Annotated in this window: 23 protein-coding genes and 1 tRNA gene; 10 read left to right on the forward strand and 14 right to left on the reverse strand. The window is 67.7% G+C overall.

Annotation, left to right across the window (positions count from 1 at the left end; genetic code table 11):
• The first annotated feature begins 55 nt into the window (after positions 1 to 55).
• Positions 56 to 2,017: an acyl-CoA dehydrogenase family protein gene (locus tag ACZY1G_RS22965; RefSeq protein ID WP_463823709.1), complete on the forward strand. Its 1,962-nt coding sequence runs from the start codon at positions 56 to 58 to the stop codon at positions 2,015 to 2,017.
• A 1-nt stretch (position 2,018) separates the two neighbouring features.
• Here the strand turns inward: ACZY1G_RS22965 and ACZY1G_RS22970 are convergent, their stop codons facing one another.
• From ACZY1G_RS22970 to ACZY1G_RS22985, 4 genes are all read right to left on the reverse strand, one after another.
• On the reverse strand, positions 2,019 to 2,483 hold the full coding sequence (locus ACZY1G_RS22970) for an LppP/LprE family lipoprotein (RefSeq protein WP_463817382.1): 465 nt from the start codon (positions 2,481 to 2,483) through the stop codon (positions 2,019 to 2,021).
• A gap of 75 nt (positions 2,484 to 2,558) precedes the next feature.
• On the reverse strand, positions 2,559 to 2,888 hold the full coding sequence (locus ACZY1G_RS22975) for a hypothetical protein (RefSeq protein ID WP_463823710.1): 330 nt from the start codon (positions 2,886 to 2,888) through the stop codon (positions 2,559 to 2,561).
• Positions 2,889 to 2,984: 96 nt separating this feature from the next.
• On the reverse strand, positions 2,985 to 3,545 hold the full coding sequence (locus tag ACZY1G_RS22980) for a dihydrofolate reductase family protein (RefSeq protein WP_463817385.1): 561 nt from the start codon (positions 3,543 to 3,545) through the stop codon (positions 2,985 to 2,987).
• Between the two features lie 45 nt (positions 3,546 to 3,590).
• Positions 3,591 to 3,666 (reverse strand) — tRNA-Asn (locus ACZY1G_RS22985).
• Between the two features lie 177 nt (positions 3,667 to 3,843).
• On the opposite strand from ACZY1G_RS22985, the gene ACZY1G_RS22990 reads away from it, so the two are divergent.
• Positions 3,844 to 4,107 carry a hypothetical protein gene (locus ACZY1G_RS22990; RefSeq protein ID WP_463817386.1) on the forward strand — a complete coding sequence of 88 codons (264 nt, stop codon included), beginning with the start codon at positions 3,844 to 3,846 and terminating at the stop codon, positions 4,105 to 4,107.
• Here ACZY1G_RS22990 and ACZY1G_RS22995 read toward each other — a convergent pair.
• The 3 genes from ACZY1G_RS22995 to ACZY1G_RS23005 are packed head-to-tail and all read right to left on the reverse strand — an operon-like array spanning position 4,104 to position 7,671.
• Entirely contained in the window at positions 4,104 to 4,391 is a 288-nt protein-coding gene (locus ACZY1G_RS22995; protein WP_463817388.1) for a DUF7155 family protein, read from the reverse strand. The genes ACZY1G_RS22990 and ACZY1G_RS22995 overlap by 4 nt on opposite strands.
• Before the next feature lie 60 nt (positions 4,392 to 4,451).
• The gene (gene dnaG, locus ACZY1G_RS23000) at positions 4,452 to 6,389 is read right to left on the reverse strand and encodes a DNA primase (RefSeq protein WP_463823848.1); all 1,938 of its coding nucleotides are present in this window, start codon (positions 6,387 to 6,389) and stop codon (positions 4,452 to 4,454) included.
• Between the two features lie 7 nt (positions 6,390 to 6,396).
• A complete protein-coding gene (locus ACZY1G_RS23005) occupies positions 6,397 to 7,671 on the reverse strand; it encodes a deoxyguanosinetriphosphate triphosphohydrolase (protein WP_463817389.1) in 1,275 nt (424 codons plus the stop codon).
• Positions 7,672 to 7,713: 42 nt separating this feature from the next.
• Here ACZY1G_RS23005 and ACZY1G_RS23010 point away from each other — a divergent pair, with 42 nt between their 5' ends.
• The 3 genes from ACZY1G_RS23010 (at position 7,714) to ACZY1G_RS23020 (ending at position 10,996) form a co-directional block, all read left to right on the forward strand.
• Positions 7,714 to 9,714 carry a TPM domain-containing protein gene (locus tag ACZY1G_RS23010; RefSeq protein ID WP_463823711.1) on the forward strand — a complete coding sequence of 667 codons (2,001 nt, stop codon included), beginning with the start codon at positions 7,714 to 7,716 and terminating at the stop codon, positions 9,712 to 9,714.
• Positions 9,715 to 9,800: 86 nt separating this feature from the next.
• Entirely contained in the window at positions 9,801 to 10,127 is a 327-nt protein-coding gene (locus ACZY1G_RS23015) for an ArsR/SmtB family transcription factor (RefSeq protein WP_463823712.1), read from the forward strand.
• A gap of 5 nt (positions 10,128 to 10,132) precedes the next feature.
• On the forward strand, positions 10,133 to 10,996 hold the full coding sequence (locus ACZY1G_RS23020; RefSeq protein ID WP_463823713.1) for an SRPBCC domain-containing protein: 864 nt from the start codon (positions 10,133 to 10,135) through the stop codon (positions 10,994 to 10,996).
• 9 nt (positions 10,997 to 11,005) lie between these two features.
• Here ACZY1G_RS23020 and ACZY1G_RS23025 read toward each other — a convergent pair whose 3' ends face one another.
• The gene (locus ACZY1G_RS23025) at positions 11,006 to 12,394 is read right to left on the reverse strand and encodes a glycine--tRNA ligase (protein WP_463823714.1); all 1,389 of its coding nucleotides are present in this window, start codon (positions 12,392 to 12,394) and stop codon (positions 11,006 to 11,008) included.
• Between the two features lie 87 nt (positions 12,395 to 12,481).
• Between ACZY1G_RS23025 and ACZY1G_RS23030 the strand changes: the two genes are divergently transcribed.
• Together ACZY1G_RS23030 and ACZY1G_RS23035 are read left to right on the forward strand one after the other, a co-directional pair.
• The gene (locus tag ACZY1G_RS23030) at positions 12,482 to 12,838 is read left to right on the forward strand and encodes an ArsR/SmtB family transcription factor (protein ID WP_463817396.1); all 357 of its coding nucleotides are present in this window, start codon (positions 12,482 to 12,484) and stop codon (positions 12,836 to 12,838) included.
• The gene (locus tag ACZY1G_RS23035; protein ID WP_463817397.1) at positions 12,835 to 13,233 is read left to right on the forward strand and encodes a Fur family transcriptional regulator; all 399 of its coding nucleotides are present in this window, start codon (positions 12,835 to 12,837) and stop codon (positions 13,231 to 13,233) included. Before ACZY1G_RS23030 ends, ACZY1G_RS23035 begins: the two co-directional genes overlap by 4 nt.
• Here the strand turns inward: ACZY1G_RS23035 and ACZY1G_RS23040 are convergent, their stop codons facing one another.
• Positions 13,234 to 13,419, reverse strand: a complete 186-nt coding sequence (locus tag ACZY1G_RS23040) for a hypothetical protein (protein WP_463823715.1) — start codon at positions 13,417 to 13,419, stop codon at positions 13,234 to 13,236.
• Positions 13,420 to 13,542: 123 nt separating this feature from the next.
• Here ACZY1G_RS23040 and ACZY1G_RS23045 point away from each other — a divergent pair, with 123 nt between their 5' ends.
• Positions 13,543 to 14,805: an MCE family protein gene (locus ACZY1G_RS23045; protein WP_463823716.1), complete on the forward strand. Its 1,263-nt coding sequence runs from the start codon at positions 13,543 to 13,545 to the stop codon at positions 14,803 to 14,805.
• A 10-nt stretch (positions 14,806 to 14,815) separates the two neighbouring features.
• Here the strand turns inward: ACZY1G_RS23045 and ACZY1G_RS23050 are convergent, their stop codons facing one another.
• From ACZY1G_RS23050 to recO, 3 genes are read right to left on the reverse strand one after another with little or no spacing between them, the layout of a single operon-like run.
• The gene (locus ACZY1G_RS23050; RefSeq protein WP_463817763.1) at positions 14,816 to 15,226 is read right to left on the reverse strand and encodes a hypothetical protein; all 411 of its coding nucleotides are present in this window, start codon (positions 15,224 to 15,226) and stop codon (positions 14,816 to 14,818) included.
• Positions 15,227 to 15,248: 22 nt separating this feature from the next.
• Positions 15,249 to 16,148, reverse strand: coding sequence for a decaprenyl diphosphate synthase (locus ACZY1G_RS23055; RefSeq protein WP_463817400.1), 900 nt, complete (start codon positions 16,146 to 16,148; stop codon positions 15,249 to 15,251).
• Positions 16,081 to 16,917 carry a DNA repair protein RecO gene (gene recO, locus ACZY1G_RS23060; RefSeq protein WP_463823717.1) on the reverse strand — a complete coding sequence of 279 codons (837 nt, stop codon included), beginning with the start codon at positions 16,915 to 16,917 and terminating at the stop codon, positions 16,081 to 16,083. The genes ACZY1G_RS23055 and recO overlap by 68 nt, the downstream gene beginning before the upstream one ends.
• A 63-nt stretch (positions 16,918 to 16,980) precedes the next feature.
• On the opposite strand from recO, the gene ACZY1G_RS23065 reads away from it, so the two are divergent.
• Both ACZY1G_RS23065 and ACZY1G_RS23070 read left to right on the forward strand, forming a co-directional pair.
• Entirely contained in the window at positions 16,981 to 18,480 is a 1,500-nt protein-coding gene (locus ACZY1G_RS23065) for an amidase (protein ID WP_463823719.1), read from the forward strand.
• Between the two features lie 79 nt (positions 18,481 to 18,559).
• The gene (locus tag ACZY1G_RS23070) at positions 18,560 to 21,178 is read left to right on the forward strand and encodes a LuxR C-terminal-related transcriptional regulator (protein WP_463823720.1); all 2,619 of its coding nucleotides are present in this window, start codon (positions 18,560 to 18,562) and stop codon (positions 21,176 to 21,178) included.
• Positions 21,179 to 21,183: 5 nt separating this feature from the next.
• Here the strand turns inward: ACZY1G_RS23070 and ACZY1G_RS23075 are convergent, their stop codons facing one another.
• Positions 21,184 to 21,822 (reverse strand): YoaK family protein, encoded by a 639-nt coding sequence (locus ACZY1G_RS23075; RefSeq protein WP_463823721.1) that lies wholly within the window; start codon positions 21,820 to 21,822, stop codon positions 21,184 to 21,186.
• Between the two features lie 23 nt (positions 21,823 to 21,845).
• The gene (locus ACZY1G_RS23080; RefSeq protein ID WP_463817405.1) at positions 21,846 to 23,441 is read right to left on the reverse strand and encodes a gamma-glutamyltransferase family protein; all 1,596 of its coding nucleotides are present in this window, start codon (positions 23,439 to 23,441) and stop codon (positions 21,846 to 21,848) included.
• Between the last annotated feature and the right edge of the window lies 1 nt (position 23,442).

The raw sequence follows: 23,442 nt of genomic DNA on the forward strand, positions 1-23,442 counted from the left end.
GACCGGTTTGTGACATCACAGTTTGTAGAGAGGTTTCGCGGGCTACCGTCGATATATGACCACCACTGCGGAGTATCTGCGGAACTGCCTCGACGGCCGCTGGCGAGACACCAAGAACGCGATGCGCAAGGAACTCAGCAACGACATCTTCCGACCGCATTACACCCCGAACACCGTCATCGCGCGCACCAAGGTCGGTGAGCAGATGCGCATCATGGCGTCGCGAGGCGCCGCCGAGGACGGTTTCAAGAAGGAGCACGGCGGCAACGGCGACGTCGGCGCCGCCGTCACGCAGATCGAAATGCTCGCGATGAGCGATCTGTCGCTGATGGTCAAGGCCGGTGTGCAGTGGGGCCTGTTCGGCGGCGCGATCGAGAACCTGGGCACCGAACGCCATCACGAGGCCTACGTCAAGAAGCTCATCGACCTCGAGGTCCTCGGGTGCTTCGCGATGACCGAGACGGGTCACGGCAGCGACGTCCAGTCCCTGGAGACGACCGCCACCTACGACCCGGCGACCGAAGAGTTCGTCATCGACTCCCCCACCCCGTCCTCGCGGAAGGACTACATCGGCGGCGCGGCCGAAACTGCCCGCTTCGCAACGGTTTTCGCTCAGCTGATCACTCCGGACGGACAGGGTCACGGCGTGCACTGCTTCGTCGTGCCCATCCGTGACGAGGACGGCAACGACCTGCCCGGCGTCATCACCTCGGACTGTCACTACAAGGGCGGCCTCCCCGGTGTGGACAACGGCCGCATCCAGTTCGACAACGTCCGCGTCCCGCGGGAGAACCTGCTCAACAAGTACGCCGACGTCGCCGCGGACGGGACCTACAGCTCCCCGATCGAGAACCCGAACCGACGCTTCTTCACGATGCTCGGCACGCTGATCCGCGGCCGGGTGACCGTCGGCGGCAGCGCCGGCGCCGCCGCCCGCGTCGCACTCGACATCGCGACGCGCTATGCGCTGCAGCGTCGTCAGTTCTCGGACCCCGACGGCGGCGAGGTGCTGCTGATGGACTACCTGGTCCACCAGCGTCGCCTCTTCCCGTTGATCGCCCGCTCGTATGCGCTGCAGTTCGCACAGAACGAGCTGGTGGCCAAGTGTCACGAGCTGCAGACCGCCGACGATCCGGATCCCGAGGAGCAGCGCGAGCTGGAATCCCGGGCGGCGGGCCTGAAGGCTGCCAACACCTGGCACGCCACCCGGGCCATCCAGGAGGCGCGCGAAGCATGCGGTGGCGCCGGCTATCTCGCGGAGAACCGGCTCATCGCGCTCAAGGCCGACACCGACGTGTTCACCACCTTCGAGGGTGACAACCACGTGCTGTTCCAGCTGGTGGCCAAGGAGCTGCTGACCGCCTACGCCGACGACATCAAGGGCATGAGTCCCGTCGAATGGGTCGGCTTCGCGGCTCGGTTCGCCGGGGAGCGCGTGCTGAAACGCACTGCAGCGCAGACAATCATGCAGACGGTCATCGATTCCCGGCAGGACAACGAGGAAGAAGGCAGCCTCTTCAACCGCGGCACGCAGGCCAAGATGCTCGAAGACCGCGAAGAGTACATGATCGCGTCGGTGGCGCGGAGGCTGCAGAGCAAGTCCAAGGAGATGAGCGCGTTCGAGGCGTTCAACTCGGTGCAGGACCATGTGCTCCACGTCGCGCAGTCCCACATCGACCGCATCGTTTTCGAGGCGTTCGTCGCGGGCATCGACTCCTGCCACGACCGTACGGCGCGCGAGATCCTCAGCCTGGTGTGCGATCTGTACGCGCTGACGGTGATCGAAGAAGACAAGTCGTGGTTCGTCGAGCACCGCTTCCTGTCCACGGAGCGCTCGAAAGCGGTGACACGCGCGATCAACGACCGCTGCAAGCGACTGCGGCCCTACGCCGAGCTCCTCGTCGACGGCTTCGGCATCCCGGAGCGGTTGCGCTACGCCGAGATGCTGCACCCCGAACACATTCCGGACGCCGACGATCACACCCGCCAGGACGCGACCAGCGCGGGCGTGATCTGAGTCAGGGCCCCGGTATCGGGTCGAGGATCGTCAACCTGCCCTCTTCGAGGGTGACGCGCGCCGACCCCACCCCGGTGGGGCAGCACGCCGGATCGGAACCCTGCCGCCACTGGTAGTGCACGCTGGCGTCGTGGTCGCCTTGGGCGACGACGTTGATGTAGGGCCGCGGGTCCGGGGTCGGCGATCCGATGCCTCTCTCGCCGTCGAAGAACAGCACCTGCGCAGGGCTGTCGGAGGCGGCGCCGGAACTGACCACCACCCAGTTCAAGCGGCAGTCGGCGGCGTGCCCGCGCGCGGTCTCCGTCCACGAGGCCGGCGGCAGCATCGAGATCTCGGTGGACACCGCCTGCACACCGGGCCCGGGGCCGCACGCTTGAGTGCTTGTCGGCGCTGGGCTCGGCGGGCTCCACCCGCACGCCGCCACCAGCGCTGTGCTCGTCACCGCGAGGGCAGGCGAAAAACGCATGGGTCCAACAATAGGCAGGCCGTGGCTACACTCCGACCCCTGATCGATGAGCAGGAGGCGCGGGAAGCGTTTCGCTCAGCCCTCGCCGCCGAGTTCGGTTTGGTCGCGCAGGTTCTCCGCGGTGTCCTCAGCCCACGTGGATTCGTCGAGCCACCTCTGCACGTCGCCTCCGAGACCTTCGGCGGCCAGCTCGGCGAAATCGAGGGCCAACACCGCCATTGCTGCCAGTACCTTCATGCCTCGGTCACTGCCGTGGATCTCGAGCATCAACGCCCGCAACCCGTCATTGTCGTCGGCATGCAACGTCGACAGGTACCGGCGAGCATCCGCGAACTCCCGGTCGACGTGAGCCGACTTCCTCCGGAAGCCCTCGGGTGTGGGTAGGTGCTCCGACATATCTGTCATGGCTTGCTTCCTCAATGCTGAATTCAGGCCGGGAGACGGACGACCAGTCCATTAGATCGTGCGGCCAGGTTCAGGTGTGGGCTTTGACAGAGGGCATCAGGTGGCCTCGTAGCGCAGCAGCACCGTGCCGCCCGGGAACGTCCGGTTCTCCACCAGCCGCAGCGAAATCCACGACGGCAGGGTCGGGAAGAAAGGCATCCCACCACCCACCGCGATGGGCGCCAGGACGACCCGGTACTCGTCGACCAGACCGGCCTGCACGACCGGCGCGGCGAGCGTCGCACCGGCGATCTCGAGTTGGCCGTCGGTCTCGGCCTTCAGAGCGCGGACCACCTCGACGGGATCACCACGCTCCAGGCGGGAATTCCAGTCGACCGCCCCCAGGGTGCGGGAGAACACCACCTTGGGCATGTTCCGCCAGACGCGGGCGAAGTCGACGATCATCGGCGTCGCATCCGGGGCCTCATCGGCAGTCGGCCAGTAGGCCGACATCAGCTCGTAGAGCCGCCGACCGTAGAACGACAGTGCGGTTTCGCGCTCGAAGTCGTTCCAGTACTGGTGCAGTTCGTCGCTAGGCTCGCTCCAGTCGATGGAACCCTTCGCGTCGGCGATGTAGCCGTCCACCGAGACGGTGAAGCCGTAGATGAGTTTTCCCATGGAGATCAGACTGCCCGCTGGCGCGACACTCATCGTGCGCGTGCGTGGCTCCCCCGGCTGGACTCGAACCAGCAACCCTTCGGTTAACAGCCGAATGCTCTGCCAATTGAGCTACAGGGGATTGCACTCCCGCAGACTGTGCGCCGCGGGCCAGAGAGCACTCTAGCCTATGGCGGGACGCGGTTGCCAATGCGTTGCCGGCCGGGCGCGCAGCCCCGTGCGTGAGGCAGGATGGACACCAGATGGGTGGCGCGGGATCGGGTTGCGCCGCCTCGCGAGAACGCTGTGGAGGAGTCCTGTGATCGGGTATGTCGCCGTTGCGGCCGTGGGCTATGTGTTGGGCACCAAGGCCGGACGCCAGCGCTACGAACAGCTCGCCGGCACCTACCGTGCCGTCACGGGCAGCCCAGCCGCTCGGGCGGTCATCGATGCAGGACGACGGAAGATCGCGGAACGGGTGTCCCCCGACCCGACGATGGTGGAAGTGACGCCGATCGACGCCGGCACCGAAGTGTTCGGGCCGGGGCAGGTCGAACGGCGGGCAGCCGGCGAGAAGCGCTAGCCGAAGTTGGAGTTGAACGACGTGCCGGGCAGCAGCGGGCCGGTGGTGATGCCGCCGTTGCCGAACGCGACGCCCGGGGTGCCGATCGCCGCGGGGGTACCGTTCGAGTAGCCCAGGCAGTGGCCGTCTTCCTGATTGCCGAACCAGGCAAGGCACTTCGGGCCGGCCTGCGCGGTGGCATCGGGGCTGCTCAACGAGGCGTACAGCGGGACGGCGACAGCCGCCGCAGCGACGGCGCCGACGATCAGGCGCGCTGCATGGGTGCGAATGGTGGGCACGGACATCACTGACAACTCGCCTTCTCCCCGACTGTTGACGCACACACCATAACCCGGCAGGGCGATTCATGCAGTCAGGTCGTCACCACTTGCCTGCTCGAGCAGGCTGCGCCGGTAGGCCTCCATCGCGACCAGGTCCCCGAACAGCGCGTGATACTCGTCGCCCTGCTCCACCGGCGACATCCGCTGCAGCTTCGACTTGACCTCGGCGATCTGACGGCCGATCCACACTTCCTGCAGGCGCGCCAGCACACTGCCGATGTAGCGGGGCAGCCGCTCGTCGTCGGCGTTGATCGCCTCCACACTGAGTTCGTTGACCAAGCTCGCCGTGGCCGGGCTGGCCGCCTGTTCGCGGACCGCTTCTATCCATTGCGCACCGGTCAGCCCGCCGGCGGTGCCGCCCGCAGCCTCGATCGCCGTGCGTACCGCGGCGTACCCGGGGTGGGTGAAGCTCTCGGCGGCCAACGAGTCGAAGACCGGACCGGCGAGCGCCGGGTATTGGAGCCCCGACTTCAGCGCCTCGCGCTGCGGCCACAGCGCGGGATCGGCTGGGTTGGGCCGGCTGGCATCGTCGGCCGGGCGCGGCTTGCTCACCTGCGCCTGATCGGCCGCCGCCCGTCGGCGTGACCGGTCCGGCATGCCGCGCTTGCCGGCTTCCTCGCGAACCCGGGACAGCACCTGCGCTTCGTCGCGCCAGCCGGTCCAGCCTGCCAACCGTCGTGCGTATTCGTCCCGCAACGCGTAGTCCCGAATCCGCGCGACGAGCGGGACGCACCTGCGCAGCGCGTCGACCTGAGCCTGCGGATCGTTGTCGAGCACGTCACCAGCCGGGATCAGACTGCGGATCGCGAATTCGAACATCGGGATGCGGCGCGCCACCAGGTCCCGCAGCGCCGTGTCACCGGACTTCAGCCTCAGATCGCAGGGGTCCATCCCGTCGGAAGCCACGGCGACGAAAGACTTTCCGGACACCTGCTGATCCCCGTCGAAGGCCTTCAGCGCCGCCGCTTGCCCCGCCGCGTCACCGTCGAACACGAAGATCAGCTCGCCGCGATACCAGTTGTCGTCCATCATCAGCCGGCGCAGCAACCCGAGGTGGCCGTCACCGAAGGCGGTGCCGCACGAGGCGACCGCAGTGGTCTCCCCGGCCAGGTGCATGGCCATCACGTCGGTGTAACCCTCGACGACGACGGCGCGGTGCGACTTGGCGATGTCGCGCTTGGCCAGGTCCAGCCCGAACAGCACCCCCGACTTCTTGTAGAGCACGGTCTCCGGGGTGTTGACGTACTTCGCTTCCATCTGGTCGTCGTCGAAGATCCGGCGCGCCCCGAAGCCGATCACCTCTCCGCCGCTGGCTCGGATGGGCCACAACAGCCGGCGGTGGAACCGGTCCATCGGTCCGCGGCGCCCCTCACGCGACAGGCCGGCAGCTTCGAGTTCCTTGAACTCGAAACCCTTGCGCAGCAGGTGTTTGGTCAGCGTGTCCCACCCCGACGGGGCGAACCCGCAACCGAACCTCGCTGCCGCCTCGGCGTCGAAGTTGCGATCGATCAGGTACTGCCGGGCCGGCGCAGCTTCAGCGCTCTGCAGCGCCTCGGCGTAGAACTCCTGCGCGGCGGAGTTGGCGGCGAGCAGCCTGCTGCGACTCCCCCGGTCACGCTGGACGTTGGTGGTCGATGAGCCCGTGTAGGTGACGGTGTAGCCGACACGATCGGCGAGCAGCTCCACGGCCTCGACGAAGCTGACGTGCTCGATCTTCTGCAGGAACGCGTAGACGTCGCCGCCCTCGCCACAGCCGAAGCAGTGGAAGTGGCCGTGGTTGGGACGGACGTGGAACGACGGCGACTTCTCGTCGTGGAAAGGGCACAGCCCCTTGAGGGAATCCGCGCCGGCGCGCCGCAGCTGCACGTAGTCGCCGACGACGTCGTCGATGTTGACCCGCTCCCGGATGGCGGCGATGTCGCGATCCGGGATCCTGCCCCGTCCCCGCGTACCGTCGCCCACCACGCGGTCAGTCTAGAGGGCGCGGCGTCCGGGCTTCGTGCACTCGTTCCAACCGTCCCTCGGTGTACGAGGCGATCTGGTCGACCACCACCCGCAGCCGGGCGCCGTCGTCGGCGGCGGCGGTGAACTCGGCGGCGAACTGCGGATCGAGGCTGCCCGGCGCCTGCCCCCACAGGGCCAGCGCCACCTCCTGGATCCGGATGCGCTGATCGGCCTGGATCTGCAGGTGCCGGTGGTCCGACATGATGAATTGCAGCGCAAGCGTCTTCAGCAGGACCACCTCGGCCCGCACCAGTGCGGGCACCTCGAGGTCGGCGTCGAAGCGCCGCAGCGGTGCCGGTCCTGCGGCCGCCCTCGTGGCCGTGACCGCCGCGTTCGCGAACCGCCCGACCAGCTCACTGGTGAGGGTCTTGAGTGCCACCGACGCGGCGAGCGTGCCGTCGAACTTGCCGACCGCCGCCACCACCGGGACACGGGAGAGCCGCTCGGCGGCGGCCATCAGATCCGCAGGGGTCAGGGTCGGAAAGGACTGGGCGCCGACGGTGGCCAGCGAGGCGGCTGCATCGGTGTCGGCCAGCACGCGCAGATCGATGCGCCCACTCATCACGCCGTCTTCGACGTCGTGCACCGAGTAGGCGACGTCGTCGGCCCAATCCATGACCTGGGCCTCCAGGCAGGGCCGCTCGGCGGGTGCGCCCGCGCGCACCCAATCGGCAGCGGCCATGTCGTCGCCGTAGAAGCCGAACTTGCGACGTTCCCCGATCCGCGGCCACGGATACTTGGCGACCGCATCGAGGGCGGCGCGTGTCAGGTTCAAACCTGCGCTGCGACCTTGCGCGTCAAGGACTTTGGGTTCCAACCGGGTCAGGATCCGGAAGTTCTGCGCGTTGCCCTCGAAGCCGCCGAAGGCCTTGGTGATCTCGTCGAGCGCGCGTTCCCCGTTGTGCCCGTACGGCGGATGACCGATGTCATGCGCCAGCCCGGCGAGGTCGACCAGGTCGGGGTCACAGCCGAGCCCGATCGCCATGCCGCGGCCGATCTGCGCGACCTCGAGGGAGTGCGTCAGGCGCGTGCGTGGCGTCTCACCCTCCCGGGGGCCGACCACCTGGGTCTTGTCGGCCAACCGACGCAGCGCAGCGCAATGCAGCACGCGTGCGCGATCCCTGGCGAAGTCCGAGCGGTGCTCGGCCCCGGTCCCGGGTAGCGCAGCGCTCTTCGCGTGTTCGGCCACTCGCCGCTCGCGGTCGCATGCGTCGTAGCCGGCCTGCTCTCGTTGGTTCACCGAGGCACAGTCTGCCAGCCGCGCGAGCACTAGATTGAGGGCATGCGCATTGCTCGATCGCTCGGCCTGCTCGCCGTCTTGTGGATCGCAGCGGGCCTGCTCGCGCCGGGGGCGTCCGCGACCCCGCCGCTGCGCCTGCCGACGTATCTGACAGATCAGGCGGGCGCGCTCGATCCCGCGCAAACCACGCAGGTGCAGAACGCGATCGACTCGCTATACAACGATCGTCGGATCCGGTTGTGGGTGGTCTATGTCGACAGCTTCTCGAATCAGGACGCGCAGAGCTGGGCGCAGGCCACGTACCGGCAAAGCGATCTGGGCACCTCGGACGCCATCCTCGCCGTCGCCACCGTCGACCGGGCGTACGCGTTGCTGGCACCGACCGAGGCGGTCGGCAGCGTGGACATCGACGCGCTGCGTCGTGACGACGTGGAACCGCTTCTGCGCAAACAGGACTGGGCGGGCGCCGCGGTGGCCGCCGCGAACGGGCTGGCGTCCACCAGCACGTCGAAGGGCAGCTGGCTGGGTCTGGTCATCGCGCTGGGCGTGATCGCGCTCGGCGTCATCGTCCTGCTGATCTGGCAGCGCCGGCGACGGGCCAAGCGCCGCGAGGCGGAGATCGCCGCCGCGCTGCGCGTCGATCCGTCCGACCCGGCCGCGCTTGCCGGTGTCTCGCTGGAGGCTCTCGACGCGCTGTCGCGCCGCATGGTGGTCGAGGTCGACAATGCGGTGCGCACCAGCGAGAGCGAATTGGCGCTTGCGGTGGAGGAATTCGGTGAGAAGGACACCGAGGCGTTCACGACTGCGGTGGCCGCGGCCAAGACCACGCTGGCTCAGTCCCTCAACGTGCGTCACATTCTGGACGACGCGATTCCCGAGACGCCGCAGCAGCGTCGCGATCTCCTGACCCGCGTCGTCGTGGCCGCGGCCAAGGCCGACCGGGAACTCGAAGCCCAGCGGGAGGCGTTCGCACAGCTGCGCGATCTGGTCATCAACGCGCCCAGCCGGCTCGATGGGCTCACCCAGCAGGTGGTCGACCTGACGGCGCGCATCGAGCCGGCGAGTCAGACCCTCACACGTCTGAAGTCCCAATTCGCAGAAACCGCTCTGGTTTCGGTGGCCGACAACATCGACGAGGCGCGGCAACGGCTGACCTTCGCCGAACAGAACATCGACACGGGGCGCGCCCTGGTCGCGCGACCGGCAGATCGGCAGGGCGGGCTCGTCGACGCGATCCACGCCGCCGAGGCCGCGCTGGGCCAGGCCCGAACGATGCTCGACGCGGTGGACAGTGCCGCCACCGACATCAACCGGGCGGTGGCGGGGCTGCCCGCGGCGATCGCCGACACGCAGAACGGGATCACGGCCGCGGGAACCCAGCTCGCGCAAGGCAACATCGCCGTCGCCACGCAGCTCAGCGCGGCCCGCGACGCGGCCGTCGCTGCGGTGGCGCACGCGCAGAGTGACGGCGCCCGCGATCCGCTGGGCACCTTCACACGGCTGACCCAGGCCGACGCTGAACTCGACCGGTTACTCGCCGACGTGGCCGAGGAGCGGGAAACCATCGCGCGGTTGACGCGGACCTACGACCAGGCGCTGTTCACCGCGCAGTCGCGGGTGCGGGCGGTGTCGGACTACATCGACACTCGACGCGGCGTCGTCGGCCCCGAAGCCCGGACCCGGCTGTCTGAGGCCGTGCGCCAACTGCAGGCGGCGCAGGACAAGCGGACGAGCAATCTGACCGAGGCGATCGCGCACGCCAACGGCGCGGCGATGCTGGCCGCCCAGGCGCAGCAGCTGGCCAACAACGACGTGGTCGCCGCGCAGCAGCACTTCAACGGACCCTACGGCGGCGGCGGGAGCGGCAGTCAGATGGGCGCGGTGATCGGCGGCATCATCCTGGGCAATGTGCTCTCCGGCGCCATGCGCGGCGGCTTCGGTGGAGGTTTCGGCGGTGGAGGCTTCGGCGGCGGCTTCGGCGGCGGCGGAGGTGGCGGGTTCGGCGGCGGGGGCGGCATGAGCGGCGGCGGCGGCCGCTTCTAGCTCCTACGTCAGCATGGCCCCGTTGACATTCCGATCGGCATATATTACTAGTTGGTTATGAAACCGTTCGGTTATCGAAGCCGATGATGCTCCCAAGCCTCGATGCCACCTTTGCCGCGCTTGCCGACCCAACACGGCGGGCCATTCTCGCCCAATTGGTGACCGGTGAGGCAACCGTGGGTCAGCTCGCTAAGCCCTTTGCGATGACCCAGCCGGCGATCTCCAAGCACCTGAAAGTTCTCGAGCATGCCGGTTTGATCCAACGCGGGCGTGACGGGCAACGACGGCCCTGCCGCATCCAGCCCGCCCCGTTGCAGGAAGCCAACGCGTGGATCGAGCGGTACCGCACGGTGTGGGAAGCCAACTACACGCGTCTCGAGGAAATGCTCGACGACATGAGACCCCAGGAGTGACAACGATGCCCACCCCCGTACAGGTGACCACTCCGTCCGACCGCGAGATCGTGATGACCCGTGCCTTCACCGCGACGCAGGAGATGATCTGGGATTGCCACACCCAACCCGCGTTGATCGAGCGGTGGATGCTGGGCCCGCCAGGCTGGACGATGGTGCGCTGCGAGGTGGATCTGCGAATCGGAGGTGCCTACCACTACCGGTGGCGCGACACCCACGGCAACGAATTCGGCTCTCAGGGCGAGTTTCTCGAGATCATCGCACCCCAGACATTGGTGACCACCGAGCGGATGGAAGGCTTCGACGGCGAGTCGGTCAACACGTTGACGCTCGCAACCGACGGCGACAGCACCGTGCTCACCATGAGGATGCTCTTCCCCAGCACCCACGCCCGTGATGTGGCGCTGCAGTCCGGCATGTCAGAAGGCGTCGCGCACAGCTTCGACCGCATCCAGCACCTCGCCGATGATCCATCGCCTGACGGAAGAAGCTCCATGGACATGCGTCTGGAGCTGATCCCGCTTCCCACCCGCGACGTCGAACGAAGCAAAGCGTTCTACCTCGACCGGGTGGGTTTCGTCCTGGACCACGATGTGCAACCCGGCAATGGGTTTCGGGTGGTCCAGCTGACCCCGCCCGGGTCAGCCTGCTCCATCGTGATCGGAATCGGAATGACCGACCCCGATGCCCCCCGCGTGCAGAACCTGCACCTGGTGGTGGACGACGTCGTCGACGCCCGCCGACAACTCTGCGATCGTGGCGTCGACGTCTCCGAGATCGAGGATCTCGGGGGCGTGCAATACGCGCATTTCGCCGACCCGGACGGTAACAGCTGGGCGCTGCAACAGATTTCGCGCACTCGAGCCTGAAGCGAGAACTCAGCAGCCCTTGAGGCGGACGGCGAGGTAGTCCGACACTTCGGAGAGCGCCACGCGCTCCTGGGTCATGGCGTCGCGCTCTCGGATCGTCACGGCGTGATCCTCCAGCGAGTCGAAGTCCACGGTCACGCAGTACGGCGTGCCGATCTCGTCCTGACGGCGGTACCGGCGGCCGATGGCACCCGCGTCGTCGAATTCGACGTTCCACGAACGCCGCAACTCCGCGGCCAGATCCCGCGCCTTGGGCGAGAGGTCGGCATGCCGCGACAGCGGCAGGACCGCGACCTTCACCGGGGCCAACCGCGGATCCAACCGCAGCACCGTGCGCTTGTCGACACCGCCCTTCGCATTCGGCGCCTCGTCCTCGGTGTAGGCGTCGACGAGGAACGCCATCAACGAGCGGGTCAGGCCGGCTGCCGGCTCGATGACGTAGGGGGTGTACCGGGTGTCGCTCGCCTGATCGTAGAACGTCAGATCGGCCCCGGAATGCTTTGCGTGAGTGGACAAGTCGAAATCAGTCCGGTTCGCCACGCCTTCCAGCTCACCCCACGGGTTGCCCGAGAACCCGAACTTGTACTCGATGTCCGTGGTGCCCGCGCTGTAGTGCGACAGCTTCTCCAGCGGATGCTCGTAGAGGCGCAGGTTCTCCGCCCGGATACCGAGGTCGATGTACCACTGCAGGCGCGTCTCGATCCAGTACTTGTGCCACTCGGGCGCCGTCGACGGCTCGACGAAGAACTCCATCTCCATCTGCTCGAACTCGCGGGTGCGGAAGATGAAGTTGCCCGGGGTGATCTCGTTGCGGAAGCTCTTGCCGATCTGGCCGATACCGAACGGCGGCTTCTTGCGCGCGGTCGTGACGACGTTGGCGAAGTTGACGAAGATGCCCTGCGCGGTCTCCGGACGCAGATAGTGCAGACCTTCTTCGGACTCGATGGGGCCGAGGTAGGTCTTGAGCATCATGTTGAAGTCCCGGGGCTCGGTCCACTGCCCCTTGGTTCCGCAGTCGGGGCAGACGATCTCCGCCATGGGGACGGCGTCGGGTTCTCCACCCTTCTTCGCCGCGTATGCCTCCTGCAGGTGGTCCTGCCGGTGTCGCTTGTGGCAGTTCATGCACTCCACCAGCGGATCGTTGAACACCTCGACGTGGCCGGAGGCCACCCAGACCTGGCGCGGCAGGATGATCGCGCTGTCCAGACCGACGACGTCGTCGCGGCCGGTGACGACGGACTTCCACCACTGCCGCTTGATGTTCTCCTTCAGTTCGACACCGAGCGGGCCGTAGTCCCACGCCGATTTGGTTCCGCCATAGATCTCACCGGATTGGAAGACCAGACCGCGCCGCTTGGCCAGGTTTGCAACAGTGTCGATGATCGAAGTCGGAGCCACGGGTTCACAGCGTAGCGAGGTCGGCGGACCAGCTTGCGCGACGGGAGTCGATTGACATGCACGGGTCTGCATGTATCGTGAGCCCTAATGAAAACCGTTTCCAGTATCGGTGACGAGTCACACGCGCACACCGGGACTCCACCCTCGGACCTGCCCTCGAGGCCGGTCCTCGACACCGCCGGGGATCTGCTGCGGGCGTTGGCGGCTCCGGTGCGCATCGCGATCGTGTTGCAGCTGCGCGAGGAAGCACGATGCGTGCACGAGCTCGTCGACGCGCTCGACGTGCCACAGCCTCTGGTGAGCCAGCACCTGCGCATCCTCAAGGCCGCCGGCGTGGTGGCCGGCGAACGGTCCGGCCGGGAGGTGCTCTACCGCCTGGTCGACGACCATCTGGCCGAGATCGTCGTTGCCGCAGTGACACACGCGGCCGAGGAGGCGTCGTGACCGGGGCGGTCCGTTCGACGCGCCAGCGTGCCGCGCTCGCGGCTCTCCTGGAGAACCTCGACGACTTCCGGTCGGCTCAGGAGCTTCATGACGAGCTCCGCAAACGGGGCGAGGGCGTCGGCCTGACCACGGTCTATCGCACACTGCAGCAGATGGCCGCTGCCGGAGCGGTCGACACACTGCGCACCGACACCGGCGAATCGGTGTACCGGTTGTGTTCGCAGCACCATCACCACCACCTCGTGTGCCGGCGGTGCGGCTCCACCGTGGAGATCTCCGCCGGAGAAGTCGAGACGTGGGCGGCCGAGATCGCACGCAAGCACGGCTTCTCCGATGTCACCCACACGATCGAGATCTTCGGCGTCTGCGACCGCTGCCGGGCGGCCGGCAATTAGCTAGCGGCCCCTGCGCCACCCGGGGACCGCGACGGCGATCCCGACGATCGCGATGATCGGGCCGAGTATCGACCACGTGGTGGTGTTGCTCATCGGGCTGCCGCCGACCACACCGACACCCTGCAGGGTGAACAGGGTGCCGAACAGCGCGACCACGATGCCGATGAAGATCAGGGCGATGCGCACGTAAGCGACCCTAGCTCGGACTGGAACTCGTCGGTGGCTCGTGACCCTCAGCACATCCCTCAACCGACCGGTTGGTTGTATGTAATGATCTTGATCGCTCAGTGCTCAGCTCGGTTGGATCTGATGAGCGTCGACTACATCAACGAGAGGCGTCGCGTGCGTTCTTACTGGCAACGTCGGTTGGTCCGGTGGCGCACAGACCCCCCGGTTCGGACGGCGGCCGGCGTTTCTGCGGTGTGCGCGACGGTCGTGGTCGCCTTGGTGATGATGCAATTCAAGGGCGCCTTCACCCCGGCCGTCTCAGTCGGGCTCATCACGAACCGTTCAGGTCTGGCGATGGAGAGCGGAGCGCGGGTCACCTACAACGGCGTCACGGTGGGGCGCGTGAGGGATGTCGCCCACATCGACGACCATGGAATTCCAGCTGCCAGACTGACGCTGGACATCGACCCCTCCTACGTCGACCTGATCGCAGCCAATGCTGACGTCGAGATCGTCTCGAGCACGATATTCGGGAACAAGTACGTGTCCATCAGCGCACCGCAGCATCCTGTCGCGGCTCGATTCGCCGATGCGGAAGAAACCCGGGTCACGTCGGTGACAACCGAATTCAACACGCTGTTCGAGACCACGACTGCGATCGCCCAGCAGATTGATCCCGTCAAACTCAATGCGACGCTGACAGCAGCAGCCAGCGCGATCAACGGCGGGGGCGATCGAATCGGCGCAGCCATCGATGACGCGGATACCGTTCTCGCAGAGATCAATCCGAGAATGGACGATGTCGATCGGGATATCGAGCTGCTAGCCGACCTCGCTGACCAGTATGCCCACGCGGCGCCCGATGTGTTGACCGGGCTCGACAAAGCCGTCACCACCGCGCGCACACTGACTGCACAGCGCGAAGATCTGAACCGCACCCTAATGGCCGCGGTCGGATTCGGCGCCACCGGTGGCGACGTCATCGAGCGTGCAGATCCATTCGTGCGGCGAACCGTCACGGATCTGATTCCGACCAGTGAAACGCTCGACAGAAACAGTCCGGCGTTGTTCTGCACGATTCGGAACTTCCACGACAGCGAACCCAAATTCTGTCGTTTCGGCGGCGGCGCCAATGGCTACAGCCTGAAACTTCACGACATACTCGTCGGGCCGTCCAACCCGTACGTGTACCCGGACAATCTCCCGCGGGTCAATGCGCGGGGCGGTCCCGAGGGCCGGCCAGGCTGCTGGCAACCCATCACCCGCGAACTGTTCCCGGCGCCCTATCTCGTGATGGACACAGGAGCATCCCTGGCGCCCTACAACCACCTGGACGTGGGACGACCGTCTGCGAGTGAATACATCTGGGGACGACAACTGGGTGAATACACCATCAATCCCTGATCCGCAGGGCTCAGGCCACGAGTGCGCGCCGGACGTCGGCGCCGGTGGCCAGCACCATCATGACCAGGGTGCGCAGGGCATCGTCGGTCAGCCCGGCCGCCGGGAAGTTGTAGCGCAGCAGCACGTCCCCGGTCTTGCGCGGGCCGCCTGCCCCTTTCGCACCGATCTTCTCGACCAGCGACACCGTGCCGAGCAACGTGTCCTGCGCATGCTTGGCGACCTCCGCCCGCACTGTCGCGGTCAGCGGCAGATCCCAGGCCAGCACCTGCGTCAGCGACACCATCTCGAGACCCTCGGCGATCGTCACCACCCGCAGCGACGCGAACGTCTGCTCGTGCGGCACCATCAGCGCGCCGTCGTCCTCACGCTGCACGGGCAGGATCTCGGCCAACACCACCGGCAGCCGTTCGACGAGTTCCATCAGGCCCTGCCGCTCAGGTACATCATTCGGCTCTGCCGAAACGCCGGTTGCGCTGGACATACTCCTCGCACGCCGCCCACAGGTCGCGGCGGTCGTAGTCCGGCCACAGCTTGTCCTGGAACACGTATTCGGCGTAGGCGGCCTGCCACAGCAGGAAGTTGCTGGCCCGCTGCTCCCCCGAGGTCCGGATGAACAGGTCCACGTCGGGGATGTCAGCGCGGTGCAGATGTTTGGCGAACCCGGCCTCGGTGATCCGTCCCGGATTGATCTTGCCGTCGACGGCCTCCTGGGCCAGTTGACGGGCCGCTTCGACGATCTCGGTGCGCCCGCCGTAGTTGACGCAGTAGTTGATCGTGATGACGTCGTTGTCGACGGTCATCTCCTCGGCGATGTCGAACTCCTTGATCACGCTGCGCCACATCCGGGGCCGAGAGCCCACCCAGCGCATCCGCACGCCCATGTCGTTGAGGTTCTCCCGACGGCGGCGCACCACCTCGCGGTTGAACCCCATCAGGAATCGGACCTCTTCGGTGCTGCGCTTCCAGTTCTCCGTGGAAAACGCGTACACGGTGAGGTGCTTGATGCCCAGCTCGATCGCGCCGCAGGTGATGTCGATCAGCACCGCTTCGCCCATCTTGTGGCCCTCGGTGCGCCCCAGCCCTCGCTGGGTGGCCCAGCGGCCGTTCCCGTCCATCACGACCGCGACGTGCTGGGGCACCTGGTTGGCCGGGATCTGCGGAGCCGACTCCTTGGACGTGTGCTGCGGAGGGCGCGCGAATTTGCCGTTGGTGCGGGGTGGCAGCTCGGGGAAGACCACCGGCCAGGCGGACTTGTCCGGAAACGTCGGATAATCCTCAGGCGCCGGGGGCAGCTGTGGGTAGCTGTTCTTGCCCTTCCGCCTCCCGGTCCGTTCCGTTGCCATGCGCCACATCCTGCCTGATGGTCTGCCCGCTCTTCCGCTCCACCCGCTCCACGAGCGGCAGTGTCCGCAACTGTCGCTCCAGATGCCACTGCAGGTGCGCGGCCACCAGTCCGCTGGCCTGGCTGCGGTGCGCCGCCGTGGAGGTCTGCGCATGCTCCCAATCGCCCTCGTAGAGCGCGGCCATCAGATCCACCACCCCTTGGGGTGGGGTGGCCGAACCCGAGGGCCGACAGTGCACGCACACGCTGCCGCCGGCGGCGACGTGGAAGGCCCGGTGGGGACCCGGCGCGGCGCACCGTGCGCATTCGGTCAGCGCGGGCGCCCACCCGGCGATCCCCATCGCGCGCAGCAGATAGGCGTCGAGCACGAGTTCGCGCGGTCGGGCTCCGTCGGCCACCGCGCGCAGGGCGGCGACCGTGAGACGGTGCAGCGCGGGCGCCGGGGCGTGCTCCTCACCGGCGATCCGCTCCGCGGTCTCGAGCATCGCGCACGCGCAGGTGTAGCGGCCGTAGTCGCTGACGATGTCGGAGGCGAAGGCGTCGATCGCCTGCACCTGGGTGACGATGTCGAGATTGCGGCCGGGATAGAGCTGAACGTCGATGTGCGCGAACGGTTCCAACCGCGCCCCGAACTTGCTGCGGGTGCGCCGCACCCCCTTGGCCACCGCGCGCACCAGCCCGTGATCGCGCGTGAGCAGGCTCACGATGCGATCGGCTTCCCCGAGCTTGTGCTGACGGAGCACCACCGCTCGGTCCCGGTACAGACGCATCCGTCCAGTCTTCCACTGTTGGGGATGGATATCGGGTTCGCAGCGCCGATACTCTTGTCAGTGATGGCTGCTTCCCCTGCTCCGCACACCCGGTTCCCGACTCTCGGGAACCAGCTCTTCGCCCTCGCCAGCGGCCGCATCACGTCGGTCGAGCTGGTTCGGCAGTCTCTCGACGCGATCGAAGCCAGCCAACCGACACTGAACGCGTTCCGGGTCGTCCTACGGGAATCCGCGCTCACCGAGGCGGCTGAAGCCGACCGCAAACGTGCTGCGGGACAGGGTCATTCGACCCTGCCTCTGCTGGGCATCCCGATCGCGGTCAAGGACGACGTGGACGTCGCCGGTGTCCCGACCCGGTTCGGCGCCGACGGCGAGGTGGTCGACGCCTCGGCCGACGCGGAGGTGGTCCGCCGACTGCGCGCAGCCGGCGCCGTCATCGTCGGCAAGACGAACACCTGCGAGCTGGGCCAGTGGCCGTTCACCAGCGGGCCCGCGTTCGGGCACACCCGTAATCCGTGGTCACGCGAGCACACGCCGGGAGGTTCGTCAGGAGGCAGCGCCGCGGCCGTCGCGGCAGGCCTGGTCGCCGCCGCGATCGGCTCGGACGGGGCGGGCAGTGTGCGCATCCCCGCCGCGTGGACCCACCTGGTCGGCATCAAACCTCAGCGCGGACGGATCTCCACCTCACCGTTGCCCGAGGCGTTCAACGGCATCACCGTCAACGGTGTACTGGCACGCACGGTCGCCGACGCCGCGCTGGTGCTGGACGCAGCGTCGGGAAACGCCCCCGGCGACCTGCACACCCCGCCGCCGGTGAGGGTCTCCGACTACGTGTCACGGGCCCCCGGCCCGTTGCGCGTCGCGTTCTCGACCAAATTCCCGTTCACCGTCTTCCGCGCGCGCTTGCACCCCGAGATCCGCGCGGCGATGAAGTCGGTCGCGGCGCAACTCGAGGAGCTGGGCCACACGGTCATCGCCGCGGACCCCGACTACGACCTGCGCATGTCGTGGAACTTCCTGGCGCGCTCGACCGCCGGCATCCCGCAGTGGATGGACCGGCTGGGACCGGGTTCGCGCTGGGACAGCCGCACGGTGGCCAACGCGCGGACAGGCCGGGTGCTCTCCGAGCACATCCTGCGCAAGGCCCGCGCCCACGAGGCCGTCACGCGGCAGCGGGTCGGCTGGATCTTCAACATCGCCGACGTGGTCCTCGCGCCGACCACCGCGCTCCCGCCGCCGCGGGTCGACGCGTTCGACGGTCTGAGCGGGCTGGCCACCGATCGGGCGATGATTCGCGCCTGCCCCGCTACCTGGCCGTGGAACCTGCTGGGCTGGCCGTCGATCAACGTGCCTGCGGGTTTCACCGCCGAGGGACTGCCGATTGGCGTGCAGCTGATGGGACCGGCGAACAGCGAACCGCTGCTGGTGTCGCTGGCCGCCGCGCTCGAGGCAGTCAACGGCTGGGCTACCGCTCAGCCCGACAACTGGTGGGACACCCGGGTGCAGGCCGAGACTTCGGCGACCGTCTCCGCTCCGGACTCGGTGACCGTCGGGGTCGCATAGTCCGGGTCCAGGGAAACCCGGGCCGAGCAATCACCGGACTTCACCCCGTGCGGAGGCGCAACGCTTTTACTGTGTGAAGGTGTACCTGTCGTGGCCGTTGACCGGCCGCTCGGAGGAACTGCGCAGAATCAGGGCGGCGCTCCAGGTTCCGGAACTGTCCGGAGTCGTCATTTCCGGCGCCGCGGGCGTCGGTAAGAGTCGGATCGCCCGCGAAGCCGTGTCGGTCACCGGCGGTGACGAGTGGACAACACGACTGATCACGGGGACAGCCTCCGGACGCGCGGTTCCCCTCGGCGCATTCAGCGCCTGGGTTCCCAAAGGCGCGACGAACTCTACGGAGTTGCTGCAGGGCGTCATCGGCTCCCTGACCGACACGCCGCAGAACACACGAGTCCTGATCGCCGTGGACGACGCACACCACCTCGACGATCTGTCGGCGTTCGTCGTCCATCAGATCATGCAGCGCGCCACGGCGAAATTGATGCTCACCGTGCGCGACGGTGAGCTGCTATCGCCTGCGGTGCAGGAAATCTGGACGACGGGCCGATTCGAGAGAATCGATGTGCAGTCACTGACGGTGGACGACACCTCCGCGCTGTTGACCCAGGTGATGGGTGCCCCCGTTGATTCCGACTCGATCGCACGATTGTGGACGCTCACGCGCGGGAACATGTTGTACCTCCGCCACATCGTCGACCAGGAGGTCAGCGCCGACAGACTCCACCGCGACGACGGCGTGTGGCGTTGGACCGGTGCGCCGACGGTGCCGCCATCACTTGCCGAACTCATCGAAACACGTATCGGCCGACTGCCCGATTCCGTGAGTGATGTCCTCGACACCCTTGCAGTGGGCGAGCCGATGGAGCTGGCCTCACTGGAGCGGATGACCGATCCTCGTGCTGTCGAGCACGCCGAGACTCGCGGATTGATCACCGTCCAACCGACCGACGCCGGATTGACGGTACAGCTGGCGCATCCGATCTACGGAGAAGTGCGGCGACGGCGGGCGCCGGCGACCAAACTACGACGGCTGCGCGGCCTGGTCGCTGATGAACTCGCCGCATCTGATGCCAGCCAGGACATCCCCGTGCTCGTCCGCCGCGCCGCACTCAGCCTGGGCTCCGACCGGCCTCTGGATGGTGAATTCCTGACCAGAGCGGCGCGCGGCGCTGTGTGGTTGGCGGATCTATCTCTCGCCGAGAGACTTGCCAGCGCCGCAAGCGGTGCGGGAGGGGGATTCGACGCCGTTTCGGTTCGTGCGCATGCACTTTCGTGGCTCGGGCGCGGCGAGGAAGCCGAGGAAGCGCTCAGAGGTCTCGATCACGCCGCACTGTCGGGTCCTGAACGTGCGAGATGTGCTTTTCTGCGGGCCAGCAACATGCTGTGGGCGCTGGGCGAGCCTGCGACATCGAAGGAGATCATCTCGGCGGCATCGCTGGAGGCATCGGCCGAGGACCGCGCCTATATCGACGCGTTTCTCACGGTCGCGTCGTTCGCGACGGACGACCCGCAAGCGGCCCTCCTGACGTCCCAGCGTTTGACTGTCGATTCGATGCCCGCGGTCGTCGGCGTTGAGTTGGCATGGGTCTTGACAACCATTCATGGCGACGCCGGGCGAACGACTGCCGCGGTCGACGCGTCGGACCACGGATACCGCGCCGCGGAACGCTCTTTCGACGCCCCACAGATGCGCTTCAACATCGCCGACTCGCATGTCAGCGCTCTGGTCATGGCGGGCCGGGTCCTCGAAGGGGTCGAGTTGAGCACGCGGATCCGCAACCAGGCCGCGGAGCTTCCAGGTGCTGCTCGCCTCCTCGGCACTGCGGTGGCGGGGCGAGGGGCCTTGGCAGCCGGGGACCTCCGTTCCGCGTGCAGTCTGCTGGGGCGGGCGGTCGACGCGCTGCGTGTGGATCATCGAAGTGGGTGGGCGTTCCGATACTGCATCCCCTACATCGAGGCTCTGGCGATGCGCGGTCAGGCAGAGGAGGCTGCGGCTGCGTTGGCCCACCTCGACGAGACACCACGGGTTTTCCGACTGCTGGACTACGAGCAGAGCCGCGCACGCGCGTGGCTCGCAGCCGCACAGGGTGCCCACAGCGTTGCGATCAGCACAGTCCTGGCCGCGGCCCAACGCGCGGCGTCGAGGGGACAGTTCGCCGCGGAGGTCTCGTGCCTGCAAGCCGCCGTTCAATTCGGTCACCACGGATGTGCGGCACGTCTGCGCGAGCTCGAACCCCTTGTCGAGGGGGTGCGCGTCGGGACGTTGGCCCGATTCGCCAGCGCTCTGTGCAACTCGGACGCTCATCAGCTCGATGCTCTCTCAAGGGAATTCGAGGACATGGGTGACGTGGTGGCAGCGGTCGATGCCGCTGCATACGCCGCCCAGCTCCATAGTGAGAGCGGCAAGCGCGGCTCGGCGCTGCAGATGGTCAAGCGAGCGTCGGAGCTCGCCGAGAAAAGCGGGGTTCGCACCCCGGCTCTGAGCTGCGCCCTCGTTCCGCTGCCGTTGACCAACCGCGAACGCGAAATCGCCGTTCTGATCGGGCAGAACATGACGAACCGGATGATTGCGGAATGCTTGTCGCTGTCGGTCCGTACGGTGGAAAGCCACACCCACCGAGCGATGTCGAAGACCGGTACGGCCACCCGTGAGGAGCTCGCGGCTCTGGTCAGGCCGCCGCCGACGGTTGGGGGGTGACGCTCTCAGGCGGGCGCGCGATCCCAGTATCGGTGCCCCATCAGCGCGCAGACGAGCACCGCCGCGGCCGCCACATAGACCGGCACCCCGACGCCCACCCGTGTCAGCAGCGCCCCCACCAGCGCGCCGGTGAAGATCAACACCACGGCCCACAGCCGCCGGTGCGCGACCCATCCCAGGCCACCGGCGAGCAGCGTCTCTCCCGCGAACGAGGTGATGGTCGAGGTCACGACGACGGTGGTCATATCCGGCACAGCGAGGAACCGCGCGATCGCAGCCTGCATGCCCATCACGACAGCAAGCGTTGTCGCACAGGCGATTCCGCCCGCCGACGAACCAGCCGGGGTGGGGACCGTCAACACGGTCGCCACCACCGCGAGGACCACGGCGTTGGTCCACAGCGTCAGGGTCACGACGCGATTCCAGCCGGCGATCCGACCCCGCGTGAGTAGGCCGGCCGCCGCAGCGCCGACGGTGAAGCCGCCCAGCGCGATCAGCGGGCCCGCAACCGGCAGGCCCTCCTCCGACGCGATGCCCATCCCCAGGATCACCACGTTGCCGGTCATGTTCCCGGTGAACACCCGATCCAGGCTCAGGTAACCCACCGCGTCGAGCGCCCCCGTCACCGCCGTCAGGGTCAGCATCAGGCCGACCCGCAGGTGACGAGTCACGCGCGAGCCGGAAGACGCACATGGTGGACGACGGCCGCCGAGCCGTCCGAACGCGGGTCGCTGGCCGCCACCAACGAACCATCTGCATGAGCGACAACGACATTCGCCTGACCGCAGGACTCACTGTGCGCGGGGAGCTCCAGCACGTCGAAGCCGGACCGCGTCATCGCCGCGCGGGCGGATTCGTCGAAGCCGTCCTCGACGGAGGTCGTGTCTGCACCGGCGAGGTGGGTCTGGCGGCCGACGATCGCGCGTGGCGCCGCGACCGCATCGGCAGGCGCAGCTCCGTCGAGCATCCGCAGCAGGATCTCGGTGAGGATCTGAGGTTGGCCCTGCCCGCCCATCGTGGCCAGCACGTGGCGGAGCCTACCGCCCTCGGTCGTCAGCGCGGGCATCAGCGTATGGCGCGGCCGTTTGCGTGGCGCCAGCACGTTCGGTGAGCCGTGGGTGAGGTCGAAACTGGTTCCGCGGTCGTGGAACAGGATGCCCGTCTGCGGATCGATCAATCCGGAGCCGAAGGCGTGATACACGCTCTGGATCAGCGACACGGCGAAGCCCTGCCCGTCGGCGGCGGCCACCCCGACGGTGTCACCGGCGGGCACCGAGCCCGTCATGTCACGGGCGCCCGCGAGCGGGGCACGGGTACTCAGGTCGCCGTGGACGAGTGCGGCGATGTCCACGTCGGACTGTCGGGGGTCCGCTAGACAGGCGGTCCGCAGCAGGTTCGCGTGACCGAAGATCTGCATCAGCGTCGGCAAGTCCTCGCCGAGCGGTGCCCGCACGCCGAGCGCGTCGAGAGCCCGCAGCGCCCGCAGCATGACGAACCCGTGGGTGTTGGGCGGGCTGGTGAACACCGTCAGCGCGCGATACTGCACCGACAGGGGCTCGGTGACCTCCGCAGCGAAGTCGGCGAAGTCCGCGTCCTGCAGCACCGAGCCACGTGAGCGTAGGTAGGCCACCGTGCGCCGCCCCAGAGCTCCGGTGTAGAACTCGTCGGGTCCGCCGAACCGCAGGGCGGCGAACGTGTCGGCCAGCGCCGGCTGGCGAAAGATCTCGCCCTCCTTCAGCGTCCGACCGGCTGGGCGGAACACGGTGTCGAAGTCGACGATGCCCGCCAGGTCGGCGTTCTCGGCATCGTCGAGGTGGGCAGCGACCGACGCGGCCACGGGCACTCCGCCGCGGGCGACGCGTTCGGCAGGTTCGAGCAGTCTGCTCCAGCGCAGACCGCCGCCCAAGCGCCGCAACGCTTCCCATCCGCGGACCCCACCAGGCACCGTCACCGTGTCCACACCTCGGTCGGGCAACCTGTCCCCGTGCCTCGCGCGCATCGCGTCGGGGTCGGCCGCTGCACCTGCCCATCCAGAGGCGTTCACACAGGTGGTGACGCCGTCGGGGGTGCGCACCAGCGCGATGAGATCACCGCCGAGCGCGACGTTGTGCGGATAGACGACAGTGAGGACCGCGGCCGCCGCGATCGCCGCGTCGATGGCCGTTCCGCCGTCGCGGTAGATCTCGGCGGCAGCGTCGGTGGCCAGCCGGTGCGGCGTGGCGACAGCACCGGTCGACGATGTCGGACCGCTGGAGGTGAGCACG

The sequence above is a fragment of the Mycobacterium sp. IDUB_5 genome (assembly GCF_055419565.1).

Coding starts and splice junctions, on each gene's coding strand:
- ACZY1G_RS22965 (WP_463823709.1), top strand. CDS start 56: ATGACCACCACTGCGGAGTATCTGCGGAACTGCCTCGACGGCCGCTGG.
- ACZY1G_RS22970 (WP_463817382.1), bottom strand. CDS start 2,483: ATGCGTTTTTCGCCTGCCCTCGCGGTGACGAGCACAGCGCTGGTGGCG.
- ACZY1G_RS22975 (WP_463823710.1), bottom strand. CDS start 2,888: ATGACAGATATGTCGGAGCACCTACCCACACCCGAGGGCTTCCGGAGG.
- ACZY1G_RS22980 (WP_463817385.1), bottom strand. CDS start 3,545: ATGGGAAAACTCATCTACGGCTTCACCGTCTCGGTGGACGGCTACATC.
- ACZY1G_RS22995 (WP_463817388.1), bottom strand. CDS start 4,391: ATGTCCGTGCCCACCATTCGCACCCATGCAGCGCGCCTGATCGTCGGC.
- ACZY1G_RS23010 (WP_463823711.1), top strand. CDS start 7,714: ATGCGCATTGCTCGATCGCTCGGCCTGCTCGCCGTCTTGTGGATCGCA.
- ACZY1G_RS23015 (WP_463823712.1), top strand. CDS start 9,801: ATGCTCCCAAGCCTCGATGCCACCTTTGCCGCGCTTGCCGACCCAACA.
- ACZY1G_RS23020 (WP_463823713.1), top strand. CDS start 10,133: ATGCCCACCCCCGTACAGGTGACCACTCCGTCCGACCGCGAGATCGTG.
- ACZY1G_RS23030 (WP_463817396.1), top strand. CDS start 12,482: ATGAAAACCGTTTCCAGTATCGGTGACGAGTCACACGCGCACACCGGG.
- ACZY1G_RS23045 (WP_463823716.1), top strand. CDS start 13,543: ATGAGCGTCGACTACATCAACGAGAGGCGTCGCGTGCGTTCTTACTGG.
- ACZY1G_RS23050 (WP_463817763.1), bottom strand. CDS start 15,226: ATGGAACTCGTCGAACGGCTGCCGGTGGTGTTGGCCGAGATCCTGCCC.
- ACZY1G_RS23055 (WP_463817400.1), bottom strand. CDS start 16,148: ATGGCAACGGAACGGACCGGGAGGCGGAAGGGCAAGAACAGCTACCCA.
- recO (WP_463823717.1), bottom strand. CDS start 16,917: ATGCGTCTGTACCGGGACCGAGCGGTGGTGCTCCGTCAGCACAAGCTC.
- ACZY1G_RS23065 (WP_463823719.1), top strand. CDS start 16,981: ATGGCTGCTTCCCCTGCTCCGCACACCCGGTTCCCGACTCTCGGGAAC.
- ACZY1G_RS23075 (WP_463823721.1), bottom strand. CDS start 21,822: ATGCTGACCCTGACGGCGGTGACGGGGGCGCTCGACGCGGTGGGTTAC.